This window comes from Leifsonia sp. KNZ12-8B (assembly GCF_056755495.1).
Map to the genome: position 1 here is coordinate 1 of NZ_JBPGXM010000107.1, position 13803 is coordinate 13803.

The 13803-nt window shown below is 73.3% G+C and carries 13 protein-coding genes; 6 read left to right on the forward strand and 7 right to left on the reverse strand.

What is annotated here, in order from left to right:
• On the reverse strand, positions 1 to 363 hold a 363-nt coding region (locus ACR9ZG_RS14285; protein WP_481285512.1), incomplete at its 3' end, for a hypothetical protein.
• A gap of 46 nt (positions 364 to 409) precedes the next feature.
• Positions 410 to 769 carry a winged helix-turn-helix transcriptional regulator gene (locus ACR9ZG_RS14290; RefSeq protein ID WP_481285513.1) on the reverse strand — a complete coding sequence of 120 codons (360 nt, stop codon included), beginning with the start codon at positions 767 to 769 and terminating at the stop codon, positions 410 to 412.
• Between the two features lie 119 nt (positions 770 to 888).
• On the opposite strand from ACR9ZG_RS14290, the gene ACR9ZG_RS14295 reads away from it, so the two are divergent.
• The 3 genes from ACR9ZG_RS14295 to ACR9ZG_RS14305 all read left to right on the forward strand — a co-directional run bounded on the left by ACR9ZG_RS14295 (position 889) and on the right by ACR9ZG_RS14305 (position 4737).
• Positions 889 to 1917 carry a zinc-binding alcohol dehydrogenase family protein gene (locus tag ACR9ZG_RS14295; RefSeq protein WP_481285514.1) on the forward strand — a complete coding sequence of 343 codons (1029 nt, stop codon included), beginning with the start codon at positions 889 to 891 and terminating at the stop codon, positions 1915 to 1917.
• Between the two features lie 67 nt (positions 1918 to 1984).
• The gene (locus tag ACR9ZG_RS14300) at positions 1985 to 2389 is read left to right on the forward strand and encodes a GlcG/HbpS family heme-binding protein (protein ID WP_481285515.1); all 405 of its coding nucleotides are present in this window, start codon (positions 1985 to 1987) and stop codon (positions 2387 to 2389) included.
• A 194-nt stretch (positions 2390 to 2583) separates the two neighbouring features.
• Positions 2584 to 4737, forward strand: a complete 2154-nt coding sequence (locus ACR9ZG_RS14305; protein WP_481285516.1) for an ATP-dependent Clp protease ATP-binding subunit — start codon at positions 2584 to 2586, stop codon at positions 4735 to 4737.
• Between the two features lie 26 nt (positions 4738 to 4763).
• On the opposite strand, the gene ACR9ZG_RS14310 is transcribed toward ACR9ZG_RS14305, so the two are convergent.
• From ACR9ZG_RS14310 to ACR9ZG_RS14330, 5 genes are read right to left on the reverse strand one after another with little or no spacing between them, the layout of a single operon-like run.
• Positions 4764 to 5282 (reverse strand): phage tail protein, encoded by a 519-nt coding sequence (locus ACR9ZG_RS14310; RefSeq protein ID WP_481285517.1) that lies wholly within the window; start codon positions 5280 to 5282, stop codon positions 4764 to 4766.
• A gap of 7 nt (positions 5283 to 5289) precedes the next feature.
• Positions 5290 to 5793, reverse strand: coding sequence for a phage tail protein (locus ACR9ZG_RS14315; protein WP_481285518.1), 504 nt, complete (start codon positions 5791 to 5793; stop codon positions 5290 to 5292).
• Positions 5794 to 5795: 2 nt separating this feature from the next.
• The gene (locus tag ACR9ZG_RS14320; RefSeq protein WP_481285519.1) at positions 5796 to 6320 is read right to left on the reverse strand and encodes a phage tail protein; all 525 of its coding nucleotides are present in this window, start codon (positions 6318 to 6320) and stop codon (positions 5796 to 5798) included.
• A gap of 16 nt (positions 6321 to 6336) precedes the next feature.
• Positions 6337 to 6801 (reverse strand): GNAT family N-acetyltransferase, encoded by a 465-nt coding sequence (locus tag ACR9ZG_RS14325; protein WP_481285520.1) that lies wholly within the window; start codon positions 6799 to 6801, stop codon positions 6337 to 6339.
• Positions 6801 to 7253 carry a DUF6916 family protein gene (locus tag ACR9ZG_RS14330; RefSeq protein ID WP_481285521.1) on the reverse strand — a complete coding sequence of 151 codons (453 nt, stop codon included), beginning with the start codon at positions 7251 to 7253 and terminating at the stop codon, positions 6801 to 6803. Before ACR9ZG_RS14330 ends, ACR9ZG_RS14325 begins: the two co-directional genes overlap by 1 nt.
• Positions 7254 to 7457: 204 nt before the next feature.
• Here ACR9ZG_RS14330 and ACR9ZG_RS14335 point away from each other — a divergent pair, with 204 nt between their 5' ends.
• The 3 genes from ACR9ZG_RS14335 to ACR9ZG_RS14345 form a co-directional block, all read left to right on the forward strand.
• The gene (locus ACR9ZG_RS14335; RefSeq protein WP_481285522.1) at positions 7458 to 11324 is read left to right on the forward strand and encodes a beta strand repeat-containing protein; all 3867 of its coding nucleotides are present in this window, start codon (positions 7458 to 7460) and stop codon (positions 11322 to 11324) included.
• A gap of 9 nt (positions 11325 to 11333) precedes the next feature.
• Complete coding sequence (locus ACR9ZG_RS14340; protein ID WP_481285523.1) at positions 11334 to 12383, forward strand: zinc-dependent alcohol dehydrogenase family protein; 1050 nt, start codon at positions 11334 to 11336, stop codon at positions 12381 to 12383.
• A gap of 110 nt (positions 12384 to 12493) precedes the next feature.
• Positions 12494 to 13803, forward strand: a 1310-nt coding sequence (locus ACR9ZG_RS14345; RefSeq protein ID WP_481285524.1) for a hypothetical protein, incomplete at its 3' end; no start/stop codon positions are given.

A 13803-nucleotide genomic window follows, 5' to 3' on the forward strand; every position in this document is an offset into this window, starting at 1 on the left:
CTCCCGCAGCCCGCGCCCGCCGTTGCCATCCCGGCCCCGCCGCGAGTTCGGCGAGTCCAGCAGCGAAAGAACGAACAGCAGCGCCAGCAGCGCGAAGATGACCAGGCCGGCGGCGAGGTCGGCCCAGGTGAACGGGATGAGGGCGCCGTCGATCGACAGCACCAGGATGGTCTCGATCACCCCGAACACGAGGAAGAACGCCCCGAGCAGCGCGCGCGTGAGCATGATGCGTCCGCGGCGGTGCACCTCCACCCGGCGCAGCTCCACCATCAGGGTCAGCAGCAGCAGCGGCAGGATCTGCGAGAGCGCGGCGGCGGTCGCGCTGTCCATCAGGACGACGTGCAGATCCATCGGGTCGATCATCGTGGGACAGGATACTGCGCAGCGGGGCGCGGAGGACGATGCTCGCTCAGTGCCGGGTGACGTTCTCGTCGACCCAGTCGCGCAGCATCCGCAGCGGCGCCGACGCGCCGACGCCGAGCGGGGTGAGCGAGTACTCGACGCGGGGTGGGACCTCGGCGAACACCGTGCGGTCGACGAGCCCGGCCTCCTCAAGCTTCTTCATGGTCGCCGACAGCACCTTGGGACTGATGCCCTGCAGACCCCGCCGGAGCTCGCCGAACCGCAGCGGCCCGTCTTCGAGCAGGCCGATCGCGAGAGCGGACCACTTGTTCGCCAGGACGTCGAGCATCTCGCGGCACGGGCAGGCCGCCGCATAGACGTCGTTGCGATCGCACGTGTCGGCCACGAACCGTTCGACGAGGGTCATGGCTCCAGCATAGCCATCGATACCCAACGGGTATTGCCGCTGACCGGGACTTTCATGGTTACCGCGAGGTAATCAGGTGCCCTTGCGGGTAACCACCGCCGGCCGTGCATGCTGCTGCCATGACAGAGATGAACGAGGTCCGCGCGGTCGGCCAGATCGCCGCGCTGCCGGTCACGAACGCCCGAAGCCTGGTGGATACGACCATCCCGGTGCCGGTCCCCGGCCCCCATGACCTGCTCGTGGAGGTCGTGGCCGTGTCGGTGAACCCGGTCGACGTGAAGCTGCGGAGCGGCTCCGAGCCGGACGGCGGTGTGCGCATCCTCGGCTTCGACGCCGCCGGCGTCGTGCGCGAGGTCGGCGCGGAGGTCACACTGTTCCAGCCCGGCGACGAGGTGTACTACGCCGGTGCGATCGACCGCCCCGGCAGCGACGCGGCGCTGCAGCTGGTCGACGAGCGGATCGTGGGCGCGAAGCCCGCGTCGCTCTCGATGGCGGAGGCCGCCGCGCTGCCGCTGACGGCGCTGACCGCCTGGGAGAGCCTGTTCGACAAGCTGCGGATCGACGCCGACGCGACCGGCACGCTGCTGATCGTGGGAGGTGCCGGCGGCGTCGGCTCGATGGCGATCCAGCTCGCGCGGGCGCTCCTGCCCGGCGTGCGGGTGATCGCGACGGCCTCACGGCCCGAGAGCGAGGCGTGGGTGCGCGACCTCGGAGCCCACGAGGTCGTCGATCACCGCCGCGACCTCGTCGGCCAGGTCGCCGCGGTCGCTCCCGGCGGCGTCGAGTGGATCCTGACCACGAACTCGGCGGGGCAGCTCCCGGTCTACGAGGCGATCCTGCGGCCGTTCGGGCAGATCGTGGCGATCGACGACCCCACCCATGTCGACGTCGTGTCGCTGAAGGCCAAGGCGCTGAGCTGGCACTGGGAGTTCATGTTCGCGCGGTCGCTCCACCGGGCGCCGGACCTGGTCCGCCAACACCACATCCTCCAGTCCGTCGGCCGCCTGGTCGATGCCGGCCGGCTGCGGACAACGGCGACCACCGTGCTTCGTCCGATCGACGCCGCGACGCTCCGGGAGGCGCACGGCCTGGTCGAGAGCGGCCGCGTCATCGGCAAGGTCGTCGTGACCGACGAGCCGGGCGCCTGACGACGCGCCCCTCCACCACACCGACCCGCTCACCGGCGCCCGCCGGTGACGATGAAAGGAAGAACGAATGTCCATCACCCTCAGCCAGGCCCAGCGGATCATCGCGGCGGCGGAGTCCACGGCGACCGAGCTCGGCGTCCCGTCCTCGATCACCGTCCTCGACACGGGCGCGCGCATGGTCGCCTCGATCCGTCAGGACGGCGCCCCGCTGATCTCGATCGAGTCGAGCTTCGCCAAGGCGCGCACGTCGATCTTCTTCGGCGGCGCCGCGTCGGGCGACCTCGCGGCGGCCATCCAGCCGGGCGCACCGCTCCACACCCTCGCGGACGCGAGCGTCGAGCACCTGGCCTTCATCGCCGGCGGCCTGCCGATCATCGATGAGTCCGGCGCGCTGATCGGCGCGATCGGCTCCGGCGGCGGGACCCCGGAGCAGGACCTCGAGATCGCGACCGCGGGGATCTCGGCTCTCTGAGCAGACCGACGAGAGCAGGCCGACGAGAGCAGGCCGACAAGAGCAGGCCGACGAGGGTGCGCCGCCACGGGCGGGCGCCCTCGTCGCTGCCTCGGCTGCCGACGCCGGAAAAGTTCGCCTGCGGCGGAATACCCTCTCCACAACGAAAGTTGAGCTTAGTAGACTCAACTTCGCCCCCGTTGGAAAGGACACCTATGGCGAACATGCAGGGCGCGCCCTCCACGCAGGAGGACGCCAAGAGCGCGCTCGAACAGTACGGCGTGAATCTCACCGAGATCGCCAAGAGCGGCAAGCTCGACCCCGTCATCGGCCGTGACGCCGAGATCCGCCGCGTCAGCCAGGTGCTGACCCGGCGCACCAAGAACAACCCCGTGCTCATCGGCGAGCCCGGCGTCGGCAAGACCGCCGTCGTGGAGGGGCTGGCCCAGCGCATCGTGGCCGGCGACGTCGCCGACTCGCTCAAGGGCAAGCAGCTCGTCTCGCTCGATCTCTCCGCGCTGGTCGCCGGCGCGATGTACCGCGGCCAGTTCGAGGAGCGGCTGAAGGCCGTCCTCAAGGAGATCAACGACGCCCAGGGCGAGATCATCACGTTCGTGGACGAGCTCCACATCCTGATGGGCGCCGGCGGCGGCGAGGGCTCCGTCGCGGCGTCCAACATGCTGAAGCCGATGCTGGCGCGCGGCGAGCTGCGGCTCATCGGCGCGACCACCCTCGACGAGTACCGCGAGTTCATCGAGAAGGACGCGGCGCTGGAGCGGCGCTTCCAGCAGGTCTACGTCGGCGAGCCGAGCGTGGAGGACACGGTCGCCATCCTGCGCGGGCTCAAGGGCCGCTACGAGGCGCACCACGGCGTCACCATCGAGGACTCGGCGCTGGTCGCCGCGGCCTCCCTCAGCAACCGGTACATCACCGCGCGGCAGCTGCCGGACAAGGCCATCGACCTGATCGACGAGGCCGCCAGCCGGCTCAAGATGGAGATCGACTCGGCCCCGGTCGAGATCGACACGCTCCAGCGCGTGGTCGAGCGCATGAAGCTCGAGGAGTTCGCGCTCAAGAAGGAGAAGGACGAGGCCTCGAAGGAGCGCCTCGCCCAGCTGCAGGAGCGCCTGCGCGAGCAGGAGGCGCAGCTGGAGGAGCTGCAGGCCCGCTGGCGCGCCGAGAAGGCGTCGCTCAACCGGGTCGGCGAGCTCCGCTCCCAGCTCGACGAGGCCAAGACCCGGCGCGACCTCGCCCTGCGCGACGGCCGCTACCAGGAGGCCTCGCGCATCGAGTACGAGACCATCCCGAGCATCGAGCGCGAGCTGGCGGAGGCCGAGCAGGCCGAGCACGACCACCCGCGCATGGTGAACGAGCAGGTCACGGCCGACGACATCGCCGCGGTGGTGGCCGCGTGGACCGGCATCCCGGTGGACCGGCTCACGCAGGGCGAGACCGAGAAGCTGCTGCACCTCGAGCACGAGCTGGGCCGCCGCATCATCGGCCAGAAGAAGGCCGTGCAGGCGGTCGCCGATGCCGTGCGGCGCACCCGTGCCGGCATCTCCGACCCCGACCGGCCGACCGGATCGTTCCTCTTCCTCGGCCCCACCGGTGTGGGCAAGACCGAGCTGGCGAAGGCGCTCGCCGCCTTCCTGTTCGACGACGAGAAGGCCATGGTCCGCATCGACATGAGCGAGTACGGGGAGAAGTTCTCCGTCTCGCGGCTCGTCGGCGCGCCTCCCGGGTACGTCGGCTACGAGCAGGGCGGCCAGCTGACGGAGGCGGTGCGCCGCCGGCCGTACTCGGTCATCCTGCTCGACGAGGTCGAGAAGGCGCACCCCGAGGTGTTCGATGTGCTCCTGCAGGTGCTCGACGATGGCCGGCTCACCGACGGCCAGGGCCGCACGGTCGACTTCCGGAACACGATCCTGATCCTGACCTCCAACCTGGGCAGCCAGTTCCTGGTCGACCCGTCGCTGAACGAGGTGGAGCGGGAGGAGGCTGTGCTCCAGCAGGTGCGGCAGGCCTTCAAGCCGGAGTTCGTGAACCGTCTCGACGACATCGTCGTGTTCTCGGCGCTCAGCCAGGAGGAGCTCGGCGAGATCGTGGAGCTCAACATCGACCGGCTGGTCCGCCGTCTGGAGGAGCGCCGGCTGGAGCTGGCGGTCACCCCGGACGCGCGCCGCTGGCTGGCCGAGCGCGGCTACGACCCGATCTACGGCGCACGCCCGCTCCGCCGCCTGATGCAGCGCGAGATCGACGACCGGCTGGCGACGGCGCTGCTCGCGGGCGAGATCCGCGACGGCGACCTGGTGCGGGTCGACCTCGACCCGAGCGGCGATCGGCTCACCGTGGGGGCGGTGCGGGAGTAGGCGAACGAGACCCCGTCCCGCGGCGGTCAGCCGCGGGACGGGTACAGCCCGGTCAGGGCGATGATGAAGTTCAGCGCGAGGTAGGGCTGGAGGTTGTTGTGCGGCTGCGAGCCGCCGGTCGTCCCGAGCGCATCGCCCGCCATCGCCACCGACGGCGTACCGCCGTAGGCGGGCTGCGCGGCGCGGCCCACCCGCGGCGCCGCGAAGCGGGCGTCCTGCGGCGACGGCGTCGTGCCGGCGGCGGTGCTGGCCGTCATGCCGTGCGTGTGCGCCGGCAGTTGCGCGCTCGTGAGCGCGACCTGCTCGGCGCCCCCACGCGCCCCCAGCGGCAGACCGCTTCGGTCGTCAGGGGCCAGCGGCGTGATGCCGCGCAGGTCCGGCAGGTTGAAGGTGGTGACGCCGTCGCCGCCGTACGTCGTGCCGATGAGCGAGAAGAGCGGGCTGTACTGCTGGATCATCATGGTCTGGCCCTGGCAGAACGCCCAGTTCTTGGGGGGCCGGTCGAAGGCCACCAGGCGGATCTCGCCGATGTAGTAGTCGCTCACTTCTGCCTCATCCGAAGTTCGGGTAGATGCCCTGCAGGGCGATGATGAACGAGATCGTCAGCGACGGCGCCAGGTTGCTGTGCGGTTGCGAGGCACCCGCTGCGGCGACCGTCCCCGCCGCCATGGTGGTGGACGCCTGCGGCGCGAACGCCGCCTTGCCCGGCTGGGCGAGCAGCGCCCCGGACGGGTTCGCGGTGGTGGCCGACACGGCCGCTGCCATGCCGTGGCCGTGCGCGGGCATCTCCGGAGCGATCAGCCGGTGCTCGGCCTCGCCACCGGACTGGCCGAGGAGGTACCGCCCGGTGAGGTTGTCCACACCGAGCGGCACCCGTCCGCGGAGGTCGGGAAGGCAGAAGGTGGTGACGCCGTCGCCCCCGAAGCGGGTGCCCAGCAGCGTGTACAGCGCCTGGTTCTGCTCGAGGGGGATCGCCTGTCCGTCGCAGAGGGCCCACCCGGAGGGCGGATAGGTCAGGGCGGCGAGCCGGATCTCGCCGACGTAGGGTTCGGCCACGCTCAGTCCTCTCTCGGCGGGAAGTCGCCCTGGAGGGCGATGATGAAGTTCACGGCGAGGAACGGCTGGCGGTTCTCGTGCGGCTGCGAGCGTCCCTCGGGCTGCGCCTCCAAGGGCGACATCGCGGCGGCCGGTGCCGCTCCGTCGGTCGTGTATGGGTTGTCGGCCCACGCGGCGGGATAGGCGCCCACGGCGTTCGGGCTGGTCGCAGCGCCGCCGGCCCGGACGGGGTGGCTGTGAGCCGGGAGCTGTGCGATTGTCAGGGTCACCGCTGCCTGGCCGTCGGGCTGGCCTGGATAGTACGGACGCCCGCCCGCCGCGTACTGGTCCTGATGCAGCGGGAAGCGGCCGCGCAGATCCGGCAGCTGGAATGTGACAGTGCCGTCGCCGCCGTAGGTCGTGCCGAGCAGCGAGAACAGTGCCTGGTTCTGCTGGATCGCCAGGGTCTGCCCTGCGCAGAAGGCCCAGCCGACGGGCGCGAACGTGCCGGCGAACATCCGGATCTCGCCGAGGTACGGCTCCGCCATCAGTGCTGCTCCTTCGTCATCCGTCCGCCTCCGTCGCCATCAGCACGTAGCCGAACTGCTCGGCGATCACGGTGAAGCCATGCCGCTCGTACAGCCGCCGGGCGGCGGTGTTCAGCGCCCACACCGTGAGCGTCACGTGGTCGGCCGAACCCAGCAGGTCGGCCAGCACGGCCGTCGCCACGCCTGCTCCGCGATGCTCGGCGACGACCGCGAGGTCGACGAGGTGGAGGCGGTCCTCCGCGCGCTGCACGGTGACCGTCCCGACGGGCTCGCCGCCGTCGAGGATCACCGAGACCTCCGCATCGGGATAGCGCGCCTCGCGGTCGGCGGAGTGGGCGCGGTATTGCAGCGCGAGGAGGGGCTCGAGGTCGGCGGCGGGGACCCCGGGGAACTCCTCGCGTCGCGCCTCCTCGAAGACCCGGCGCAGGAAGGGCTCGTCGAAGGCGGTGGCCGGGCGCAGGGCGATGGTCCGCACGGGCATCAGGCGGTCCGGTTCACGACGGCCTGCAGTGTGCGGGTCAGTCCGCGCGGTCCGATCGCGGTCAGGTAGAGCGTGAGGTCGGGTGCGCCCGCGCGGCGCAGTGTGTAGATGCCGTCCGCGGCCTCGAAGCCGGACGCGGTGAACCGCAGCGCGAACCGGTGCTCGTCCCCGGCGCTTCCCGGGTCCAGGTCGTCGACGCTCGCGAGCCGCACGTCGATGGTGCGCTCCCCGTCGATCGCGCGGAAGGGGCGGCCGATCGCGGCGGTGAAGTGGGAGCGGACCGGGACCACGGCCTCCGCCGGGGTGCCGCTGGTCACGGTCGGCGTCGTCGCGGCCGGGTGGGCGGCGCCGCTTCCGGCTCCGGCGATCGCGGGAGCCGCCGGGGCGACGACGGCGACACCGAGCCCGCCCAGCACGGAGGCCATCACGGTACGGCGGGACACCTCGGGCACGGCGGTCCTTCCTCGGGCGGGGGATGGACAGAGCCTAGGGCATCCCGCGGCCGCAGGTCTGGCCCGCACAAAGGGGACAACGCCGGATTTCCATCACCAGTAGCATCGGATCACTCGCACCTTCTCGCGCGCGCCCGAACCAGCGACGGCAGCACGATCGCACCTCCACCCGACCCGAATCCTCACCGGAAGCCTGCCCACCGCATGCCGTCATCGCTCCGGCGCCGTCTCATCCCGGCCGCCCTCGTCGTCTCCCTCGCCGTCGTCGCCTCCCTGGCGGGAGTGGCGGCGCCCGCCCAGGCGACCGGGAGCATCACCGTCACGACCACCGCGGACAGCGACGCGGGCGTCTGCGGCAGCGGCGCCACTGCGGTCGCGCCGCCCGTCAGCATCCGCGACGCCCTGTGCGCCGCGTCCAACGCCGGTGACACGACCACCGTGAGCATCCCGCCCGGGGCGTACACGCTGACCCGCGGCCCGATCCCCGTGGGGCGCACGCCGGGGACGAACATCACCATCGCCGGCGCCGGCGCCTCCGCGGTCACCATCTCGGGCGGCGGCACCCAGCAGGTCTTCGACCTCGATCACGACCTGATGGGAGGGATCGCCGTCAGCATCAGCGGCGTGACCATCTCGGACGCTGTCGACAACACGTTCGGCGGCGCCGCGATCATCGGCGGCTCGGGGCCGGGGGCGAGCGCACCAGACACGCTGACCATCAGGGACTCGGCGTTCATCGACAACCGGGCCAACACCGCCTCCACCGCCACCAACCGCCCGGGCGGAGCGGTGCAGTTCATCGGGGGTTCGCTGACGATCGACCGCACGGTCTTCCGCGGCAACAGCTCGGGAACCAGCTCGGGCGGGGCGGTGTACTACCAGTCGGCGGCCGGCGGGGCGCAGAGCCTCGCCATCTCGAACAGCACCTTCGAGGCCAACACAGCCGTCGCGAGCTCGGCCGGTACGACAGGAGGCTCGGCGGTGGCCGTGAACGGGGCCTTCGCGGCCGCCACCATGAGCATCAGCGACTCGGTCTTCACCGCGAACACGGCATCCGGCACCGGGCTCTTCCACGCCTCGGGACTCTGGCTGGACGGAGGCTCGCTCAGCGTCACCGGGACCGTCTTCGACAGCAACACCACGACCGCGGGGTCGCCCTCGGCGATCGAGGTGAGCGCCGGCTCCCTCCTCGGCTCCTACAACCGCGTGACGAGGAACACCGCACCCGCAGTACGCCTGCTCTCGGGCTCGGCGGACATGTCCCGCACCTGGTGGGGCTGCTCCGGCCCTCCGGCCGCTGGCGGCTGCGACGCCGTGAGCGGGGCGTCGTCCTCGCAGTACCTGAGACTGATCCCCGCGGCCGCGCCGGCGCAGGTCGCCCTGCCCGACTCGCCGGCGACGACCGTCAGCGTCACCCTCCGCGACCTCGGCGGGAACCCCGTGCCGGCCGGGTCGCTCGGGGCGTTCGCGAACGTCCCTGTGACGTGGACGGCGACGGGCGGCTCCGTGACGCCGGCCACGACCTCCCTCGCCACCGGGACGGCCTCCACCACTTTCACCGCCACGACCGTGGGAACGGCGACCGTGACGGCCGCCCTCGATCAGGCGCGCGTCACGACGAACGTGCCCGTCACGGCCGCCCCCGCGATCACCTCCGGCCCGACCGCATCCGGCACCCTCGGCGTGCCGGGGTCGTTCACGGTCACCACGACCGGGTACCCCACGCCGACGCTCACCGCCGTCGGCGCGCTGCCCACCGGGGTGACGTTCGTCGACAACGGGAACGGCACGGCCACGATCGCCGGCACGCCGACCGGGGCGGCCAGGGACTACCCGATCACCGTGACGGCGGCCAACGGCGTCGGCACCCCTGCGCAGCAGACGCTCACGTACGCGATGACGGCGGCGCCCGCGTTCACCAGCGCCGCCTCCGCGACCTTCACCGCGGGAGCAGCGGGCAGCTTCACGGTCACCGCCTCTGGACGCCCCGCCCCGACGATCACGCGGACCGGCGCCCTGCCCAGCGGCCTCACCTTCACCGACAACGGCGACGGCACGGCCACCATTGCGGGCACCCCCGCGGTCGGCACGGGCGGCCAGGGAACGCTGACGTTCACGGCCGCCAACGGCCAGGGCGCTCCCGCGACGCAGACCTTCTCGCTCACGGTGCAGCAGGCGCCGGCCTTCACCAACGGCTGGGTGGGGGCCGCGCGCGTCGGGACCGCGTTCAGCTTCCCGATCACGACGACCGGCTACCCCGTCGCTGCCCTCTCGCTCACGGGGACGCTGCCGGCCGGGCTCACCTTCACCGACAACGGAGACGGCACCGCCGCGATCTCCGGCACGCCGACCGGTCCGGGCGGTTCGACGACCGTCACGGTGACGGCCACGAACGGCCCCTCGCCGAGCGCGACCGGAACGCTGACGCTCACCGTGGCGGAGGCTCCCGCCGTCACCCTCGCCCCCGCCGACCAGGTCGTGCACGCCGGGACGACGGCGTCGTTCACCGCCGCGGCGTCCGGGTTCCCGGCGCCGACCGTCCAGTGGCAGCGGTCGACGAACGGCGGAACGTCGTTCAGCGACATCGCGGGTGCCACCGCCGTCACCCTCTCGTTCACCGCGGCGCAGCAGGACGACGGCACGCTCTACCGGGCCGTGTTCAGCAGCACCGCCGGGACGGCCACGACGATGGCGGCCGGGCTGACGGTGGGCACCGCTCCCGGCTTCACCAGCGCGGCCGGAGCGACGGTCGCCGCCGGCGCTGCCCTCTCGTTCGCGGTGACCACGACGGGGTACCCCGCCGCGACGCTCACCGGCGCCGGGCTCCCGGCATGGCTGACCCTGACCGACCACGGCGACGGCACCGGCGTGCTCTCCGGCACCGCTCCGGCCGGCTCGGGAGGCGCGTACCCGTTCACGCTGCGGGCGGCCAACGGCTTCCAGCCGGACGCCGCGCAGAGCTTCGTGCTGACGGTGACCGAGCCCACGGCCATCACGAGCGGCGCCGCCGCCACCTTCGTCGCCGGCACCTCGGGGCAGTTCGTCGTGACGACCTCGGGAGGCTGGCCCGCGGCGGTCGCGCTGACCCGCTCCGGCGCGCTCCCGGCCGGTGTGACCTTCACCGACCGGGGCGACGGGACCGCCGTGCTCGGCGGGACCCCGGCGGCCGGCACCGGCGGCGACTACGCCATCACCATCTCCGCCTCGAACGGCGCCGCCCCGGCGACCACGCAGGCCTTCACCCTGACCGTGACCGAGGCGACGGCCTTCACGAGCCCCGGCACCCTCGCCGTGACGCGGGGTGTGGAGGTGCTGGCCGCGATCACGACCGCCCACGCCTTCCCGGCGGTGTCGGGCGTCTCGCTCAGCGGCGGCCTCCCGGGCGGCCTGGTGCTCACGCCCGGCGCGGACGGCACGGCGACCATCACGGGCGCCACGACGGTGCCCGCCGGCAGCTACCCGGTCACCCTGACAGCGTCGGCGCCCGGCATGCCCGACGTGACGCAGACCCTCACGATCACCGTGTCCGACGCGGCCGTGCTCCCGCTGCCGCCGCTGGTCCCGGAGGCGGACGGCCCGCTCGGCGGAGTCCCGGCGAACCCGGCGCCCGGCCAGACGGTGACGCTCGTCGCGACCGGCTTCGCGCCGCTCTCGCCGGTGACCTTCGGCATCTACTCCTCGCCGGTCGTGCTGGCCGTGGTCACCGCGGACGCGCAGGGCACCGCGACGGCGACCGTGGTCATCCCGGCCGGTTACACCGGCGCCCACACCCTGCTCGCGATCGGCACGGCGCCGGACGGCTCGGTTCGCGAGCTGCGCAGCGGCATCGTGCTGCCGGCGGCGCCCGGGCCGTCGACCGGAGGAGGCGCGGGCTCGGGAGGAGGCGCTGGCTCGGGAACAGGCACGGGCTCGGGAACAGGCGCAGGCGCGGGCGGCTCGTCCGCGGCCGGGTCCGCACCGGGCGGCCTCGCGTCCACCGGCCTCGACGTCTCCGCGCTCGCGCTCCTGGCCGCCGCGCTGCTCGCCGCCGGCCTCGCGCTCGCGGTCAGGCGCCGCCTCCGCCGGGCGTAGCCTGAGAGCATGCTTGCCACCGTCCTCCACGGAGAGCGCGACGTGCGCCTCGAAGACGTCCCCGACCCCGTCCTGTCCACCGGAGGCGACGCGATCGTCCGCGTCGTGGCCGCCTGCGTGTGCGGCTCCGACCTGTGGGGCTACCGCGGCGTGACGCCGACCCCGAAGCCCCGCCGCATCGGGCACGAGTTCGTCGGCGTGGTCGAGGCCGTCGGCCCCGATGTGCGCACCATCGCGCCCGGCGACTTCGTCATCGCGCCGTTCTACGACTGCGACATGACCTGCGTCAACTGCCGCAACGGCGTCAGCACCTCCTGCCTGCACGGCGGCTGGTGGGGCGCGAACGACCAGCTCGGCGGCTACGCGGACGGCGGCCAGGGCGAACGCGTGCGGGTGCCGCACGCCGACGGGTCGCTGGTCGCGACGCCCGAGTACCCGCGCGACGAGCTCATCCCGAGCCTCCTCACCCTGTCGGACGTGATGGGGACCGGGCACCACGCCGCCGTCTCGGCCGGCGTCACCGAGGGCAGCACCGTCGTGGTCGTCGGCGACGGCGCCGTTGGCCTGTGCGCCGTGCTCGCCTCGGCACGGCTCGGCGCCTCCCGCATCGTCGCCATGTCGCGGCACGAGTCCCGCCAGCGGCTCGCCCGCGAGTTCGGCGCGACCGACATCGTCGCCGAGCGCGGCGACGCGGGCGTGGCCGCGGTGAAGGCGCTCTTCGACGGCATCGGAGCGGACTGCGTGCTGGAGGCCGTCGGAACCAAGGAGTCGATGGACCAGGCCATCCGCTCGGCCCGCCCCGGCGGCATGGTCGGCTACGTCGGCGTGCCGAACGGCGGGCCCGAGCTGCCGGTGCGCCCGCTGTTCAACGGCAACATCGGCGTCAACGGCGGCGTCGCCCCCGTGCGCAACTACGTGGAGGAGCTGCTCCAGGACGTCTGGTCCGGCGCCATCCAGCCCGGTCGCGTCTTCGACCTCGAGCTGCCGCTGCGCGACATCGCCGAGGCGTACGCCGCGATGGACGAGCGCCGCGCGATCAAGTCGCTCGTCCGCCCCTGATCGCCGCCCTCCGGAGCCGTCCAAAGCGCTAGCCGAGCGCCGCCCCGCCCTGGCTAGACTGCGGCCATCGGCGGCGTGCACCCGGCGCCGCCACGGGGATGGAGGACGTGGTGGCCGTTCATTCAGCCGTGCTCGACGCCGCCCGGCAGCGGCTCGACGCGGGATTCGACGTCGTGGTGGCGGGCGACACCGGGAGCGGCCGGTCGCGCGTTCTCGCCGACCTGGCGCGCGGCGCGCACGACGCCGGCCGGCCGGCGCTGCTGGTGCGCGCGCGACGGGCGACGCGCGAGCTGCCCTTCGCGACCCTCCATCCGCTGCCGGGGTTCCTGACCGACCTGGAGGCGCGGCCCGCGCCCGCTGACGTGCTCGGCTGGCTCACGAGGGCGCTCGACGGTCACCGCCCGCTGCTGCTGCTGGACGACGTGCAGGAGACGGATCGCGCCTCCCTCGGCCTGCTGCTCGCCGCCGCGCAGACCACGGGCGCCCGGGTCGCGCTGGTCGTCTCGGGAGGTGAGGGCGCGGCGTTCGCCGCGCGCGAGCTGGGCCTGGCCGTCTCGCGCGTGGAGGTTCCGCCGCTCGGCATCCGCGCGATGACCGAGCTGCTGGCCGAGCACACCGGCGGAACCGTGGAGTCGAGCCTGGTCGCCGACCTGACGACCGGCACCGGCGGCAATCCGCGCGCCGCGCTGCTGCTGCTCGAGGCCGCGGTGCGCTCGGGGCGCGTGGCGAGGGCCGACGGCGTGTGGAGCGGCTCCGGCATCCCGGAGGACCACGAGCTGGCCGACCTCCCCGGCGCCTTCCTGTCCCTGCTGCCCGAGGAGCACGTGCGCGGGCTGCGGCTGCTGGCGTGGTGCGGCGCCGTCCCGCTGGACAGCGCCCGCGAGCTGGTCGGCGCCGCGGCGCTCGGCGCCCTGGTCACGGCGGGCCGGGTCGTCACGTCGCCGCTCGACGACGACAGGACCGTCGTCGTCTCGCCGCCCGTGCTCTCCCGCGCGCTGCTCGCCGGCCTCGGCACCTACGACCGCGCCGCCGTGGCGGGCGAGGTGGAGGCGCGGCTCGGCGACCCGGGCGGCACGCCGGAGGTCGTCGATGCCGACCCGGTGTGGTGGCAGGGCCCCTGGCGCGAACTGGACCCGCCCGACCCCCGGCTCCCGGCCTCCATCACCCTGCTCACCGAGCGGCTGCGGTCGCGGATCGCCGCGCTGCGCCGGGAGTGGCAGGAGGCGCCGGACGTGACGCGGGCACTCCCGCTGCTGCGCATCCTCATGGTCACGGTCGGCGACGAGCGGCTGCTGGAGGAGCTGTTCACCGCGACCGCGCTGCGTGCGACCGACGACCCGGAGGACGTCGCCGCCTACCTCGTCCTGGGGGGCCCCGGGGGGGGGGCGGGGGGGGGGGGGAAGGGGGGGGGGGGGGGGGG